Source organism: Bacillus cereus group sp. MG20 (assembly GCF_040459885.1).
GTDB classification, from domain to species: domain Bacteria; phylum Bacillota; class Bacilli; order Bacillales; family Bacillaceae_G; genus Bacillus_A; species Bacillus_A cereus.
Map to the genome: position 1 here is coordinate 1,292,973 of NZ_JARVHF010000001.1, position 16,211 is coordinate 1,309,183.

Below are 16,211 nucleotides of genomic sequence, written 5' to 3' on the forward strand. Positions count from 1 at the left end.
CATCAACAAAAAAACTGACTGCATGAATAGCAGTCAGTTTTTTATTATTTTACATAGTTTTCTTTAACAACTGTTGCACAACGCTCACATAATGTTTCATGTTCAGCATCTTTACCAATTGTTTCTGAAACTACCCAACAACGTTCACATGTTTCACCAGTTGCTTGAGCAACAACAACCGCTGTATGTTCATACTTCGGTGCATCTGCTGGCGCTTCATCCATCATACCACCAAGTTTATACTCAGAAACGATGAATAATTGCTTTAAGTCTTCGCTAATAGACTCTAACATAGCTTTCATTTCTGCAGTTGGATATAGCGTAATGCTTGCATTTAATGACTTACCGATTACTTTTTCATTACGAGCTACTTCTAGTGCTTTTAACACGTCATCACGTAATGTCATAAATGCATCCCATTTTGTTTTTAACGCTTCCGCTTCATCTAATTGTACAGCTTCTGGCATATCAGTTAATTGTACACTTTCTTCTGTTACGCCTGGAATGTATGGCCATACTTCATCAGCTGTATGCGGTAAGATTGGTGTTACAAGTTTCGTTAACGCAACAAGAACATCATATAATACAGTTTGAATTGCACGACGATCTTCGTGATTTGCACCTTCAATGTATAAAATGTCTTTTGCAAAGTCTAAGTAGAATGAACTTAAATCAATTGTACAGAAGTTATGAATTGCATGATACACAGCAGCGAAGTCGTATGTTTCATATGCTTCTTTAACTTTTGTAATTAAGTCATTTAATTTCACTAACATGTAACGATCTACTTCACGAAGTTCAGCTACAGCTACTGCATTTTCACTTGGCTTAAAGTCGTCTAAGTTTCCTAATAAGAAACGGAATGTGTTACGGATTTTACGATACACTTCTGCTACTTGTTTTAAAATATCATCTGAAATACGTACGTCAGATTGATAGTCAACAGAAGATACCCATAAGCGTAAAATGTCTCCGCCTAATTGATCCATAATTTTCTTCGGTACGACGATGTTTCCAATCGACTTACTCATTTTACGTCCTTCACCATCTAGTACGAAACCGTGACTTAATACGCCTTTATATGGAGCTTTACCTGTTACAGCAACTGCTGTTGATAATGAAGAGTTAAACCAACCACGATACTGGTCAGATCCTTCTAAATATAAATCAGCTGGACGCTGTAAATCTTCGCGCTCTTCTAATACCGCTTGGTGAGAAGAACCTGAATCGAACCATACATCCATGATGTCTGTTTCTTTACGGAATTCGCCATTTGGGCTACCCGGATGTGTAAATCCTTCTGGTAATAGATCTTTCGCTTCACGCTCGAACCATACGTTAGAACCGTGTTCACGGAATAAATCTGCTACATGGTTAATTGTTTCATCCGTAATAATTGGATCACCATTCTCAGCATAGAATACCGGAATTGGCACACCCCATGCACGCTGACGAGAAATACACCAGTCACCACGGTCACGAACCATATTATGAATACGAGTTTCTCCCCATGCTGGTACCCATTTCGTTTCCGCTACAGCTTCTATTAATTCTTTACGGAATGCTTCAATAGATGCAAACCACTGTGCTGTCGCACGGAAAATAATTGGTTTTTTCGTTCTCCAATCATGTGGGTATGAATGTGTAATGAATGTTAGTTTCAGTAACGCGCCTACTTCTTCTAATTTTTCTGTAATTGGCTTGTTAGCTTTATCATAGAATAAGCCTTCAAATCCAGGTGCTTCATTTGTTAATACACCTTTATCATCGACTGGGCAAAGTACTTCTAATCCATACTTTTTACCAACAACGAAGTCATCTTCCCCGTGTCCTGGTGCTGTATGAACACAACCTGTACCTGCATCTGTTGTTACGTGATCTCCTAGCATAACTAATGAATCACGATCGTAGAATGGATGTTTTGCAACTGTGTACTCAAGTTCGCTACCTTTTACTGTTTTCACAACTTCAGCATTTTCCCACTCTAACGTTTTTGCAACTGTCTCAAACAGCTCAGAAGCAATGATATATTTCTCATCATTTACTTTTACAATACTATATTCAAGCTCTGGGTGAACAGAAATACCTAAGTTTGCAGGTAATGTCCAAGGTGTTGTTGTCCAAATGATATACTTTTCATCACCTTCTAATACATTCTTTCCATCTTTTACAGGGAATGCTACGTAAATAGATGCTGATTTTTTATCTTGATATTCAATTTCAGCTTCTGCTAAAGCAGATTCACTCGTTGGAGACCAGTAAACTGGTTTTTGACCTTTATAGATATAACCTTTTTTCGCCATGTCACCAAACACTTTAATTTGTTGTGCTTCATAAGCTGACTCTAAAGTAATATATGGATTATCCCAATCTGCACGTACACCTAAACGCTTAAATTGTTCACGTTGACGTTCTACTTGTTCATATGCATACTCTGCACATAACTTACGGAACTCAGCAACTGTCATTTCTTTACGTTTTACGCCTTTATTTGTTAAAGCTTGTTCAATTGGTAAACCGTGCGTATCCCATCCTGGAACATATGGCGCACTAAAACCAGTCATTGATTTATAACGAACAATAAAGTCTTTTAATACTTTATTTAATGCATGTCCCATATGAATGTCACCATTCGCATATGGAGGTCCATCATGCAATACAAATAAAGGACGACCTTTTGTATGTTCTTGTACTTTTTCGTAAATATTCATTTCAGCCCATTTTTCTTGCATTGCAGGCTCACGTTTTGGTAAGTTCCCACGCATTGGGAACTCTGTTTTCGGCATCAGTAATGTATTTTTGTACTCCATGCTCAATTCCTCCTTACATGTATAAAAGAAATACTTAAAAAACGGAATAAAAAAGAGACTTTCTCATCCCAAAAAGGGACGAGAAAGTCTCCCGCGGTACCACCCTAGTAGATCATATACATATGTATAGAATCCTCTTTATATTCTTAACGCGAATACACGCCTACGCTTACTCTATTTGTTCAGCGCGGAACTCCAGGGTGATATTCCCACTATCTCCTTATCCTGAGCTTACACCATCCTCAGTTCGCTATATAAGGTTTGAAAAGGTACTTATCCCTATCTTCGTTTTTCTTAATAAATATGTTGTTTAAAATTATATGTAATAATGAGAAAAACGTCAAGCTTACACTGTTTCTTCTTTTTTCAACAGTTCATCTACTTCGTCTTCTAACTCAATTAGTTTATCCCAATCATCGTTGTTTAACATTTCAAGCTGTGTTTCTAATAACATACGGAAACGAGTTCGGAATACTTTCGCTTGTTTCTTTAGCTCTTCAATATCAAAAGCAACTTTTCTTGATTTTACTAATGCTTCGTTAATAATACGATCAGCATTCTTTTCAGCTTCACGCACAATTAATTTCGCTTCTTTTTGCGCATTACGTTTTACTTCTTCCGCTGCTTCTTGCGCAACAACGATAGATTTGTTTAACGTATCTTCAATATTAGAGAAATGATCTAACTTCCCTTCTAACTGCGCAACTTTTTCTTCTAAAGCTTTTTTCTCACGAATGACCAATTCATAATCTTTGATAATTTGATCAAGAAACTCATTTACTTGATCTTCATCATAGCCACGGAATCCGCGACCAAATTCTTTGTTATGAATATCTAATGGTGTTAACGGCACAACGCCACCTCCAAGTAGTTATCTAAATTTCCTCTTTCAATTATATCTTTTCTTCGACAAAATAGGAGGATTTCCTTCTAAAAAACCAATCATTTTAGTATACCATACAAAATTCTCCATTTGTCGCGTTTTGTTCTACCTTCTACAGAAAATAATTTACTTCGGCCATATCCTCTAACAGAAAAAACGTCTCCTGGATAACATTCATAAGAAGTTTGCTCCACTGTTTTCCAATTGACTTTTACTAAACCATTTTTTATGAAAGGTTGTACTTTCTGTCTAGATAAATGTAGCATTTCAGCTAACATAACATCTAAACGAAGTGAAGAAACCGTTCCAGATTTCTCCCCCCACGTTTCATGTATTTGTAGAATTTGTTCTCCTTGCACTGCTGATAAGGAGACTTTTACTTTTCCTATTGCTTGTAAGTTCATCTCAATGTACGATACGATTTCTTTCGCAACTACAATTTGGGCACGATTTTCTTGCAGCAAAATATCACCACATTTTTCTCTCGTTAAACCAAGAGACATAAATGTACCTAATATTTGCCTATGTTCTAGCGTATAAAACTTGGAAGGATAGTCAATTTCTAATACTTCTACTTGAAATTCTTCTTCATTTAATTCTAGATAGTCTGGATAAATGAGTGCTCTTTTACGCTCTGCATTAGGCGTTGCACCACCAAATTGCACAGCGACATCTCCTTGTCCAATTACCATAGAAACAATTTGTTGCTGTCTTGGATCAAGGAAATCTGTTAATTTCACTTGATGGTACTCCGCTGTTCGCTTCCACTCCAGCACTTTATCTACAAAGACCTCTTCATCAGGCCTAAAATGTTCGTAAATGCTCATGTATTTAACCTCTTACTATAAGAAATAGCTGAACAAACTGAACAAACCACTTTTAGCAAGTTTTAACGCAAAAATCGCAACGAGTGGAGAAATATCAATCATACCAAGCGGCGGAATAAATCTGCGGAATGGTTCTAAATACGGTTCACAAATTCGCGCCAAGAACTCTCCAAAAGATGATTCCTTTGCACCAGGAAACCATGATAGGAGAATGTAAATAATCAGTGCCCACGAGTAAATCTCGATAGCAGAACTTAACACCATTAAAACTGTTGTCATGGCGTATTACCACCTCTTTATATTTGTTTCTTCTTCTTCACCGAATAACTCTGAAATTGCACCAACAATATCAACATTTTCAGGTGTACACATAAATGTTTTCGGTCCTATTTTTTGAATGTCCCCGCCTATAGCGTATACAGTACCACTTAAAAAGTCAACGATACGTACCGCTTGATCAGTAGACATTCTCTGCAAATTAATTACAACAGCTCGTCTACCTTTTAAGTGGTCCGCAATCCCTTGTGCTTCCGAATATGTGCGTGGTTCTAATAAAACAACTTTTGAAGATTGTTTTGCTGTTTCAATACTCACAACATTCTGCTTCGGTTGCGCTTTTGGAAACGTAACATCTTGTTGTTCTGGTGGATCTTGCTGCTTTTTCATGTCTGTTTGCTCCTTTTCATAACCATATTGAGCTGCTTCTTTTTCTTCCGGTGTATCAAAAAAGAAGTATTTTACTTTTGACCAACTCATAATAAGATTCTCCTTCCTTTTACGCTTTTCCTACTAAAATCGTTCCCAAACGAATATATGTAGCCCCTTCTTCAATTGCAATCGTGTAATCGTTGGACATTCCCATTGATAATTCTTTACATGGCGCATGTAATAACTCTAGCTCCTGCACCTTTGTTTGCAACATACGTAATTCCTTAAAACAGCGTCTGATTTCTTCCTCTTCTTCTGTAAATGGAGCCATCGTCATTAGTCCAACCACTTCAATTTTATCGAATTCTTGCAAACTTTGAATAAAAGAAACAACCTCTTCTATTGCTAATCCTTGCTTCGATTCTTCAGATGAGGTTTTCACTTGAATAAAGCATTTCACTTTCTTATCAGCACGTTTCTGAATTTCTTTCGCCAGGGAAAGACGATCTAACGAATGTAAATAATCAATTTCATTAATGATTTCTTTTACTTTTCTCGTTTGTAATGAGCCAATAAAGTGCCAATTAACTTTTGAACCGAAATGCTCATATTTCTGTAAGAAACCTTCATTTCTATTTTCAGCTAAATCGATAATTCCAGTTTCAATTACTTCGTTTGTTTTTTCAATCCCTACAGTTTTTGTCACTGCAACAAGTTTAATATCTTGCAACGAACGTCCAGCTCGAACGCAAGATTCTTTAATAGCTTCGTTTACAATTACTAAATTTTCTTGTACTGTCACTTGCTTCCTTCCTCCTTAAAACCTATGAAACTCAACATTCTTCCTGTCTTACCTTGATCACGACGATGAGAGAAAAATAGTTGCTCTTCACAGCTTGTACAAAGAGATGACATTACAATATGCTCTTCTTTTATGCCTGCTTGTACACATAATATACGATTAATTTCTTTTAAATTAATTGCGTACTGCCCGTCAGAAATTTTTTGATGAGGAACAGCACCGTTAATTACTTTCTGTGCTGCTGTTAATACACGATCATCCACAACATAACAACAAGATCCAATCGACGGTCCAATTGCAACATGAATTTCATCACTTGAAATACCTTCTGCATTCCACTTTTGAATCATTTCCTTTGCAATCTCTTGTACAGTGCCTTTCCATCCAGCATGCGCAAGTCCTATCATACCATGTGATGGTGCATAAAAATAGAGCGGAACACAATCCGCGTAACAAGACGTTAACAGAACATCTTCATTACTCGTATAAATGCCATCTGTTTTTGAAATGCCGTCCTCATATGAATAAACGCCACTTCCTTTTTCCTGTTGCCCTACTTTTTCAACATGATGATCATGAACTTGTTCAGAGCAAATCCAGTTTTCTAATGGTTTTTGTAACTTATTTGCTAAAATGCGTCTGTTTTCATGAACGTTCTCCACGATATCATTCACATGTAATCCTAAATTCATCGCATGAAAGGAGCCCGTACTTATCCCACCATCTTTTGTCGTAAATCCAGCAGTAATGTTTCCAAGTTCTTTCCACGCTTGTAAATACAGTATACCGTCCACATATTTAAATGGTTCTCTCATAATAAAGCGGCTCCTTTTAATTAAAATAACAGAAAAAAGCATGGTACTTCCTGTCTATTTTACCATACTTTTATTTTTTCATAATCCTAACAGAAAAAAAAGAGGAATTTGTAATATTCTTTATGAAATTGTCGGTGTTTGTATTGATTCTGTTACAGTATTAACAGGATCTACTCTTACAAGTATGACATCCTCCCCAATTTTCACAATTTCCTTCCAAGGAATTACAATCTCAACATCTTTTCCAAAAATACCTAGCATACGTGTCTGTTTGGAAATAATAACAGAACAAACTTGCCCTGTGTTCATATCAATTTCAATATCTCCAATATTCCCAATCCTTTTTCCATCTGAAATATTTATAACATCCTTCATCTGTAACTCTGAAATTCGTATCACCATTTTTACCCTCTCCCTTATATGACGAATTGGAAGCTGTTTCTCATATTTACAGGAAGCCACCTATACGAAACACCATGCTAGTTTCATTATATGAACACTAATCCCCTACTATGAGCACAAACCATATTACATATAAAAAGGTCTCACCATAATTGGTGAGACCTTATCCTTGAATCGTTTTATTCATTTGTTTAATGGCTGACTTCTCTAAACGTGATACTTGAGCTTGGGAAATCCCAATTTCTTCTGCAACTTCCATCTGTGTCTTTCCTTGGAAGAAACGTTTTCTAATAATCATTTTCTCTCGATCATTTAAACGCTTCATTCCTTCTTTCAATGCTAGTTCTTCAACCCACTGCTCGTCCTTTTGTTTTTCATCACTTAACTGATCCATAACAAAGATAGGATCTCCTCCATCATTATAAATCGGTTCAAATAATGAAACTGGATCTTGAATTGCATCTAAAGCAAATACTATCTCTTCATGAGTTACTTCTAGCACTTTTGCAATATCCATTGCTGTTGGTTCTTTTGAATTTTCTGCAATTAACTTCTCTCTTACTTGCAAAGCTTTATACGCAATATCTCGCAATGAGCGCGATACGCGAATCGGATTATTATCACGCAAATATCTGCGTATTTCCCCAATAATCATCGGCACAGCATACGTTGAAAATTTTACATTTTGGCCTAAATCAAAATTATCAATTGATTTCATAAGTCCGATGCAACCAACTTGGAATAAATCGTCAACATATTCTCCTCTGTTATTAAATCTTTGGATGACGCTCAGTACAAGACGTAAGTTTCCATTCACTAATTTTTCTCTTGCGCTTATCTCTCCACTTTGCATTTCACGAAATAATTTACGCATCTCTTCATTTTTTAATACTGGAAGTTTAGCTGTATCAACACCGCAAATTTCTACTTTGTTTCTCGTCAAAGTGTTCCCTCCTATCGGGAGTTGCTGTACAGTGTAAAGTATTTCCTTTGAAGGGGATTTTATGCATATGGTTTTTTCACGATTTTTCATTTAAATTATCTTTCCTAATACAACTAAATAGAATAAGACCAGCCTACATAACGGCTGGTCCTATTCTTCACACCATTTTATTAAATTCTTTTCGTAATCTTTTTATAATTCTTTTTTCTAAACGCGAAATGTATGACTGTGAAATCCCAAGCATATCCGCCACATCTTTTTGCGTCTTTTCCTCTCCTCCAGCAAGCCCAAACCGAAGTTCCATAATTTGTTTTTCACGATCATTTAATTGGTGTAATGCTTTCATTAAAAGGTGACGATCTACAGTAGCTTCTAAATCTTTTGTAATAATATCATCATCTGTACCTAACACGTCAGACAACAATAGTTCATTCCCATCCCAATCAATGTTTAGCGGTTCATCAAAAGAAACTTCCGAACGATTTTTGTTATTCCGACGTAAATGCATTAAAATTTCATTTTCTATACAACGCGATGCATATGTTGCTAATTTTATTTTCTTTTCTGGATTAAATGTATTTACCGCTTTAATAAGGCCGATTGTTCCTATACTAATTAAATCTTCAATATTTATCCCTGTATTTTCAAACTTTCTTGCTATATATACAACGAGCCTTAAGTTGCGTTCAATAAGTAATGACCTTGCTGCCTGATCTCCTTTTGGCAATTTATTCAAAAGAACTTCCTCTTCTTCTTTCGTTAACGGTGGTGGCAACGCTTCACTTCCACCAATATAATAAATTTCATCGGTCTTAATTCCTAATTTCAGCAATACTTTATACCAAAGGTATACTAAATAAAATTTTAATTTCATCATATTATCCCGCCTCTCATTATTAAGCGATCACCATTTTTTGTGAAATCAACATTTTTGGATGCACAATACATTGATACTCCCCATTAGTAGACAGTTGTTGTGTATTTAATCCAATTAATACTTTGTTTACAACAATAGAACTACCTTCATGATCAACTTGCACACTGTCAGGCTTAATTGCCCACAAAAATTGACTTTCTACTCCTACTGCACGGAAAGGAATTAAACGTAATTTTGTCGCCCAACCAGAATCATTTTCTGGTATTTGAGGAATTTCTGTTTTGGAATAAATTTGTTCTGTTAACCAAGATGGTAAGCAATGTTCTAATGATGAAACATGCATAATCATAACGGGTGTTTTTGTTAATGGGTCGTAAAGTTGGTTCCCACTGTCAATAAGACCTGCCAGTTCTAGTTCTTCTTCCGCTAATTGAATTTTTACTTTCACAATTTGGTCATAGTGTATTTTCGTGACCTCTACGCTTTCAATACGCTTTTTAGAAAAATAATAAATTACCGGAAAACCAAAAATAACAAATAACCAACTAATTGGATCGCCGTAAGAAATTGACTGAGATTGAACCAATCCATTTACCATTTCATTCGTTTGCAAAAAGAAATGAGTTCCAATTAATCCTCCGCCAACCATAAAGGTTACAAAGTAAAAAGTAAAAACAGTTTGTGCATAATTTCTAAATGTTGTAAACCCAAATGCTGTATACACAATAAGTAACGAGTACAGTAGTTTCATAATTGGATGTGTCATCATAGAAGCAAAAGGAGTAAAGGCAAAAATAACAATAGTTGAACCTATAAATGCCCCTAACACAAGCCTCCATCTTTTGATCTTCTTTTTTAACACGGTAGCTGTTAATAAAAGCAAAAGAAAATCAATGCAGGCGTTTAACAACCAAACAACGTCGGCGTAAACAACCAAACAATTCACCTCTTTTTTCAAGTTGAGACTAGTATAATGCATATCCAATAGGAAAGTGTGTCAATTTGCGGAGGTGTTTTTTTGTTATTTTGTGATTTCTAGACATAATCTGTCGGTAAAAAATAAAAGTACAAATTCATAGAATGATATACTCTTATTTTCACCAACAAAATATATTGAAATATACGAAATAAAAAAAGACCTGCTTAGCAGGTCTTTTCCATTTAAAAAACAAAAAAGGAGCATGAAAGCTCCTTTTTTTATCGTCTACGACGGTTACGTAAAAATGCTGGAATATCGATATCATCTGAATCTGAATGACGCTCATGTACAACTGGCTCTTCACGCTTCATTTCACGTTTTACTTCACGTTGTTTTGAAGGTTGAGCTACTGGTTGTTGCTGTTGTTGCGTGTGGTTCGCATTCGGACGAATAATTGGTTTTGGTGGTTGAGTTGCAATGCTATCATCAAAACCAGTTGCAATTACAGTTACAACGATATCATCTTTTAATCCTTCGTTAATAACAGAACCGAAGATCATATTTACTTCTGGATCTGAAGCTGAAGCTACGATATCTGCCGCTTCTTGTACTTCATATAAGCTTAAGTTAGCGCCACCCGTAATGTTCATGATAACACCTTGAGCTCCATCAATAGATGTTTCTAGTAATGGACTAGAAATCGCTTTTTTCGCAGCTTCTGCAGCACGATTTTCCCCGTTACCAGAACCAATACCCATTAAAGCAGAACCTCTATTAGACATAATTGTCTTTACGTCTGCAAAGTCTAAGTTAATTAAACCTGGCGTTGCAATTAAATCCGAAATACCTTGAACACCTTGACGTAATACGTTATCAGCTTCACGGAATGCTTCTAACATTGGCGTATTTTTATCAACAATCTCTAATAAGCGATCGTTTGGAATTACAATAAGAGTATCTACATTTTCTTTAAATGCTGCAATACCAGATGCTGCTTGCGTCGCACGCTTACGTCCTTCAAAAGTAAATGGACGTGTTACAACACCAACTGTTAAAGCACCTAATTCTTTTGCAACTTGAGCAACAACTGGAGCTGCACCAGTTCCAGTTCCACCGCCCATACCGGCAGTTACGAAGACCATATCCGCACCACGAAGTGCTTCTTGGATCTGTTCTTTACTTTCTTCTGCAGCTTTTTTCCCTACTTCAGGGTTTGCGCCTGCACCAAGTCCACGCGTTAATTTTCCACCAATTTGCATTTTCGTTTCAGCTTTTGATAGATTTAATGCTTGTGCATCAGTGTTCACAGCGATAAAGTCTACACCTTGTACACCGTGTTCAATCATACGGTTTACAGCATTGTTTCCGCCACCGCCGACACCGATAACTTTTATATTCGCTAATTGATCTTGAGTAGTATCAAACTCTAACATGTCGAAATCCCCCTAGAACCTCATTTTTCGTGTCCAATTTTAATCCCATAAATAACGGAATACACGTTTTACTTTTGACATCATGCGGTCATCATTTTGATTATTATTGTTTTGATTACGAGTTTTTTGTTTTGCAGGTTGCTGTTGTACCGGCGTTGGTGCTGGTGCTGGTACTGGTTCAAAATGCTCTTGCTTTTCCTGCACATTTTTCCCACGTAATTTAGCTTTTTGATAAGAATGTTTAATTAATCCAACTCCACTTGTATATTGGGGCTCACGCACACCAATATAATCAGGAGTTGCTACACGAACATTTTCATGTAAAATATCATATGCAAGGTCAAGAACACCTGGCATAGAAGCAATTCCACCAGTTAGTACATAACCAGAAGCCACTTGCTTTACTCCTAACTTACGCACTTCATCTTGAACAAACATTAAAATTTCCTCTACACGAGCCTCTATTATATCCGATAATTCCAACTGAGAATATTGTTCTGTTTGATCACTTCCCATAATAGGAACCGTAAACATCTCTTCTTCAGATGCTGTATCATAAAAAGCATGTCCATATTTCAACTTAATTTGATCTGCATTTTCTGTTGAAGTTTTCAACCCAATCGCAATATCCTTCGTTATATGGTCTCCACCTAATGGTAATACGCTCGTCGCTTGTAACTCTCCATCTTTAAAAATAGATAAAGTTGTAGATCCTCCCCCCATATCAACAAGGGCTACTCCTCTATTTTTTTCATCTGAAGATATAGCAACTGTTGCAGCCGCTAAAGGTTGAAGACAAATATCAACAATTTCAAGACCTGCTTTTTCTACACAACGAAGTAGGTTATGTAGTAAAGTTCTCGAGCCTGTAATAAGTGTACCTTCCATTTCTAATCTTACACCGATCATCCCGCGTGGATCGTTAATCTCGTCAAGACCGTCTACGATGAACTGTCGAGGTACCACATCAATAAACTCACGTTCTGGAGCAATTGACACAACTTGTGCTGCATCTAGAACGCGTAAGACATCTTCATTCCCGATTTCACGATCTTCATTTGAAACAGCGACTACTCCGTGACAAGGAAGTAGCTGTACCTGGTTTGCATTGACACCTACTACAACTTGCTCAATGTGGATTCCCACCATGCGCTCAGCTTGTTCAATTGCTTTTTTAATTGATCGAACAGTCTCGTCTATATCAACTATCGATCCCTTCTTTAAACCATTTGATTTTACATTTCCAACACCAATAATGTTTAAGCTGTCATTAACCATTTCACCAATGATGACTTTAACATTGGATGTACCGATGTCAAGACTAACATATATTTCATTGCTGTTCATTCTTTGGCACCTCCTTCTTTATTTATACCATACAACTCAATATATGGAACAACAATCGCAACTTTACTATTTATAAGAAAAATATTCAACGTCTTTATACGTTTCCCTTTTTTAACCCTATATTTTTCTTATTTTTATTTAGCATTCAATTAAGAATATCGCAGTAAACTATGAATAACTGCTTATCTTGAAATAATTCTATTTCGAGTGTAAAGTTTACCGCCAAGTATAAGTCTACACTAAGATGTACTCATAGAAAAGTGAAACTTGTACCAATACTAGTATGAATCTAAGAATTTTTACATATTTTTCATCAAATGAACCATTCTTCTAAATTCGTATACATATAATAGAACATTCGTTTTGTTTTTTCTGCTATAATCAACGAAAACTACCATTCTATTCTTTTTTTTCTTCCGCACCTACTTCTTTCGTATATGCACCTACTTCTAAGTCAATTAATACCTTCTTACCTGGCTCAATTGTTTTTAAAATAAGCGGATAGGCTTCCATACGTTTTGCAAAATTTTGAATCGTAGTGCTCACTTCATAACCTTCATTCATATATAAAGTAAGATGATCTTCATTCGCATTCGTTGGTGAATAGCGAATCTCCGAAATAGATTTTAAAATAGCTGGTGTTAATTTTTCTAGTTCAGCGATTAACTCCTTCATTTTCTCCTCTTTAAAAGGTTCGAAAATCGGTGCTGCAACAGGAAGTTTTCCATTAGGTAGTACATCAAGCGTTTTTCCATTTTCTAATAACGGTTGTAATTTTCCCTCTTTATTTATATAGCCAATCGTTAAATATTCTTCGATATGAATATCAATCTTGTTTGGAAAACGTTTTTTTACATTTACTGCTTTAATTTCTTTTCGCTTCGTTAAGTTTTCTTCAGCTTTATGTGCTGTCACTCGGAAATAACTTGTATCATATGTCACGCCTGAATCCTTCATTACTTGCTCATCCGTCATATAGTGATTTCCAAACACACTAATCTTTTTTATATTACTAAGCGGAGACCGAAAATAAATTAAAAAGAGCACTAATAAAAATAAAATTGATATGTATAAAATCAATCGATGATTAACATTTTTTTTGTTTTTTTTCTTTTGATTTTTCAATTTTGGTACACGATCTTGTAGTTTAATCACTTTACTATTATTCATGTACGATCCCCCTATGTAACATAAAGAACGGCATGTTCCTCATGCCGTTCTTATCTTCTTATTATAACATAAATGATAATGAGCGGAACGAATAACCGTTATCTTCCAATGATTTCTACTTCTGTATGCATATCTACATCAAATTTATCCTTAATTGTATGTTTTATTAATTCAATTAAGGACAATACATCTTGCGCTGAAGCTCCCCCGGTATTAACAATAAAATTGCCATGCATTTCAGAAATTTGAGCTCCACCAATCCTATAACCACGAAGCCCTGCTTTTTCTACTAAATCTCCTGCAAAATGTGGGATTGGATTCCGAAATACACTTCCTGCACACGGGTGATTCCATGGTTGCGTTTCACGGCGGTAATCTTTATTATTTTGCATGCTACGTACAATTTCTTCACGTTTTCCCGCCTGTAATTGAAACTCCGCCTCTAAAACAATACCAGGACGTTTCGTTTGCAATACAGATGCCCGATAAGAAAACTCCAGTTCTTTATTCATTAACCAGTCAATTGTACCGTCTTCAAACAGAATGAGAGCCTTCGATAATACACTCGATATATCCGATTTATGTGCACCTGCATTCATATATACTGCACCACCGACACTTCCTGGAATACCGCTTGCAAACTCCAATCCAGCTAACCCTTGACGACTAAGTAAAGTTGACAATTTAATAAGAGGATATCCACTACCAACTCTTACCTTATGTTTTTCGACCTCTAAGTGATCTAATCCTTCTCCTAAACGAATAACAACACCTTCTATGCCTTGATCAGATACAAGAAGGTTTGAACCGCGCCCAATTACAGTCCACTTCGTTTTGTATTGCTTTACTAACTGTAATGTTTTTTCAATACCGGCTACATGCTTTGGCACAATTAAAATATCCGCTGGTCCACCTATTTTCATAGTTGTATAACGTGCTAACGACTCGTTAACTAAAACACGACCAACGTCTGCTTCTATAAGCTCATTTACTAATTGTTCCATAGACAATCTCCCCCATATTAAGTCTCCTTATGACAATAATATGCAGGGCGTTCACCTAACGTTATCCCTCTATTTACGGGCAGTACAGCTCCTAAATCAAAATTCGGCGGTAACAAAGAAGTTAGGCGAGAATCGGGATGCCAGTAAACATCCGATTAGTGAAAGGTAATAATCAACGAGAAAGAATCACTCCCCACCGATTAAAGCCTCACTTTATTTTTTTACAAGCTTATTCATTACTTCATACAGCTTATTTGCTGCATCTGGAATACCTAGTTGCTTAGCAGCTAGCTTCATATTTTGTAATGTTTGTGCATCCAATAAAATCTCATCAATATCACGAATAAGCGTTTCAGCTGTTAAATCTTTTTCAAGTAACATTTTTGCCGCTCCTTTATCAACAACTGAACGTGCATTCTTTTCCTGATGATTATTTGTTACGTACGGACTCGGTATTAACACACTTGGTTTTCCTAACGCTGTTAATTCTGCAAGTGTTGTTGCCCCAGCCCTTGAAACAACAAGGTCTACACCAGTTAGTACCTCTGGCATATTATGAATGAACGGCTTAATAATAACATTGTTCGGGTTCCCTTTTTGCTTCACGGCTTCCATCACTTTGTCATAATGTACTTCACCTGTTACATATAGTATTTCGTAGCTTTTGTTCCCAAACTGTTCAATTGCTTCAACGAAGGCATCGTTAATCGGTCTAGCTCCACGACTTCCACCAAATATAAGTACAGACTTTTTAGGAAGAGAAAGCCCAACTGAACGTTTCCCTTTCATTCCATTTTGATCCATTACCTCTGATGCTCGCGGATTACCTGTCATTACCACTTTTGACTCTGGAAAATGCTCTGTAGCTGCTTCAAAACAAACAGCAACTTTATCAACATAACGACTTAAAAATTTGTTCGTTACACCTGGTACACTATTTTGTTCATGTACAATAGTTGGAATACCTAATTTAGCTGCAGCGTATACAACTGGTCCACATACATATCCACCCGTTCCAATTACGATATCCGGATTAAAACGACGAATATATCGTTTACTATCCTGTACACCTTTTAGAAAACGCATTACTGTTTTCACATTATCTAATGATATTTTTCGTTTAAATCCACTTATAACAATAGACTGAAATGGTATACCTGCTTTTGGAACGATTGTACTCTCTAGTCCATTTTCCGTACCAATATATAAAAATCTTGCTTCTGGATTTAACTTTTTTATTTCTCTAATTAAAGCAAGAGCTGGATAAATATGACCACCAGTACCCCCACCACTAACTAATACACGCACTACTAACTCCTCCGCTTCTCTTT

At 36.2% G+C, this 16,211-nt stretch carries 16 protein-coding genes and 1 other annotated feature; all 16 genes read right to left on the minus strand.

Annotated features, from left to right (window positions below):
* Positions 1 to 44: 44 nt before the first annotated feature.
* Entirely contained in the window at positions 45 to 2,810 is a 2,766-nt protein-coding gene (ileS2, locus tag QCI81_RS06435) for an isoleucine--tRNA ligase (RefSeq protein WP_353810643.1), read from the minus strand.
* 71 nt (positions 2,811 to 2,881) lie between these two features.
* Positions 2,882 to 3,105: a binding site (T-box leader), on the minus strand.
* Between the two features lie 51 nt (positions 3,106 to 3,156).
* Entirely contained in the window at positions 3,157 to 3,663 is a 507-nt protein-coding gene (gene divIVA, locus QCI81_RS06440) for a septum site-determining protein DivIVA (RefSeq protein WP_001131611.1), read from the minus strand.
* An 89-nt stretch (positions 3,664 to 3,752) separates the two neighbouring features.
* Positions 3,753 to 4,520 carry a YlmH family RNA-binding protein gene (locus tag QCI81_RS06445; protein ID WP_000029713.1) on the minus strand — a complete coding sequence of 256 codons (768 nt, stop codon included), beginning with the start codon at positions 4,518 to 4,520 and terminating at the stop codon, positions 3,753 to 3,755.
* Between the two features lie 15 nt (positions 4,521 to 4,535).
* Entirely contained in the window at positions 4,536 to 4,799 is a 264-nt protein-coding gene (locus QCI81_RS06450) for a YggT family protein (RefSeq protein ID WP_000214324.1), read from the minus strand.
* Between the two features lie 6 nt (positions 4,800 to 4,805).
* On the minus strand, positions 4,806 to 5,276 hold the full coding sequence (locus QCI81_RS06455; protein WP_000119129.1) for a cell division protein SepF: 471 nt from the start codon (positions 5,274 to 5,276) through the stop codon (positions 4,806 to 4,808).
* A 19-nt stretch (positions 5,277 to 5,295) separates the two neighbouring features.
* Entirely contained in the window at positions 5,296 to 5,970 is a 675-nt protein-coding gene (locus tag QCI81_RS06460) for a YggS family pyridoxal phosphate-dependent enzyme (protein ID WP_071729780.1), read from the minus strand.
* On the minus strand, positions 5,967 to 6,785 hold the full coding sequence (gene pgeF, locus QCI81_RS06465; protein ID WP_001209012.1) for a peptidoglycan editing factor PgeF: 819 nt from the start codon (positions 6,783 to 6,785) through the stop codon (positions 5,967 to 5,969). Before pgeF ends, QCI81_RS06460 begins: the two co-directional genes overlap by 4 nt.
* A gap of 120 nt (positions 6,786 to 6,905) precedes the next feature.
* Positions 6,906 to 7,187: a YlmC/YmxH family sporulation protein gene (locus tag QCI81_RS06470; RefSeq protein ID WP_000236749.1), complete on the minus strand. Its 282-nt coding sequence runs from the start codon at positions 7,185 to 7,187 to the stop codon at positions 6,906 to 6,908.
* A 163-nt stretch (positions 7,188 to 7,350) separates the two neighbouring features.
* Positions 7,351 to 8,130: an RNA polymerase sporulation sigma factor SigG gene (gene sigG, locus QCI81_RS06475; RefSeq protein ID WP_000197755.1), complete on the minus strand. Its 780-nt coding sequence runs from the start codon at positions 8,128 to 8,130 to the stop codon at positions 7,351 to 7,353.
* 157 nt (positions 8,131 to 8,287) lie between these two features.
* Entirely contained in the window at positions 8,288 to 9,007 is a 720-nt protein-coding gene (gene sigE / locus QCI81_RS06480) for an RNA polymerase sporulation sigma factor SigE (protein WP_000976948.1), read from the minus strand.
* Between the two features lie 19 nt (positions 9,008 to 9,026).
* Entirely contained in the window at positions 9,027 to 9,944 is a 918-nt protein-coding gene (gene spoIIGA, locus QCI81_RS06485) for a sigma-E processing peptidase SpoIIGA (protein ID WP_000261975.1), read from the minus strand.
* A 260-nt stretch (positions 9,945 to 10,204) separates the two neighbouring features.
* On the minus strand, positions 10,205 to 11,359 hold the full coding sequence (gene ftsZ, locus QCI81_RS06490) for a cell division protein FtsZ (RefSeq protein WP_000888984.1): 1,155 nt from the start codon (positions 11,357 to 11,359) through the stop codon (positions 10,205 to 10,207).
* Positions 11,360 to 11,398: 39 nt separating this feature from the next.
* On the minus strand, positions 11,399 to 12,706 hold the full coding sequence (gene ftsA, locus QCI81_RS06495) for a cell division protein FtsA (RefSeq protein WP_001087557.1): 1,308 nt from the start codon (positions 12,704 to 12,706) through the stop codon (positions 11,399 to 11,401).
* Positions 12,707 to 13,105: 399 nt separating this feature from the next.
* Positions 13,106 to 13,876, minus strand: a complete 771-nt coding sequence (gene divIB, locus QCI81_RS06500; RefSeq protein WP_071729778.1) for a cell division protein DivIB — start codon at positions 13,874 to 13,876, stop codon at positions 13,106 to 13,108.
* A 98-nt stretch (positions 13,877 to 13,974) separates the two neighbouring features.
* Complete coding sequence (gene murB / locus QCI81_RS06505; RefSeq protein ID WP_000437027.1) at positions 13,975 to 14,880, minus strand: UDP-N-acetylmuramate dehydrogenase; 906 nt, start codon at positions 14,878 to 14,880, stop codon at positions 13,975 to 13,977.
* Between the two features lie 213 nt (positions 14,881 to 15,093).
* The gene (murG, locus tag QCI81_RS06510; protein WP_024927913.1) at positions 15,094 to 16,188 is read right to left on the minus strand and encodes an undecaprenyldiphospho-muramoylpentapeptide beta-N-acetylglucosaminyltransferase; all 1,095 of its coding nucleotides are present in this window, start codon (positions 16,186 to 16,188) and stop codon (positions 15,094 to 15,096) included.
* Positions 16,189 to 16,211 lie beyond the last annotated feature (23 nt).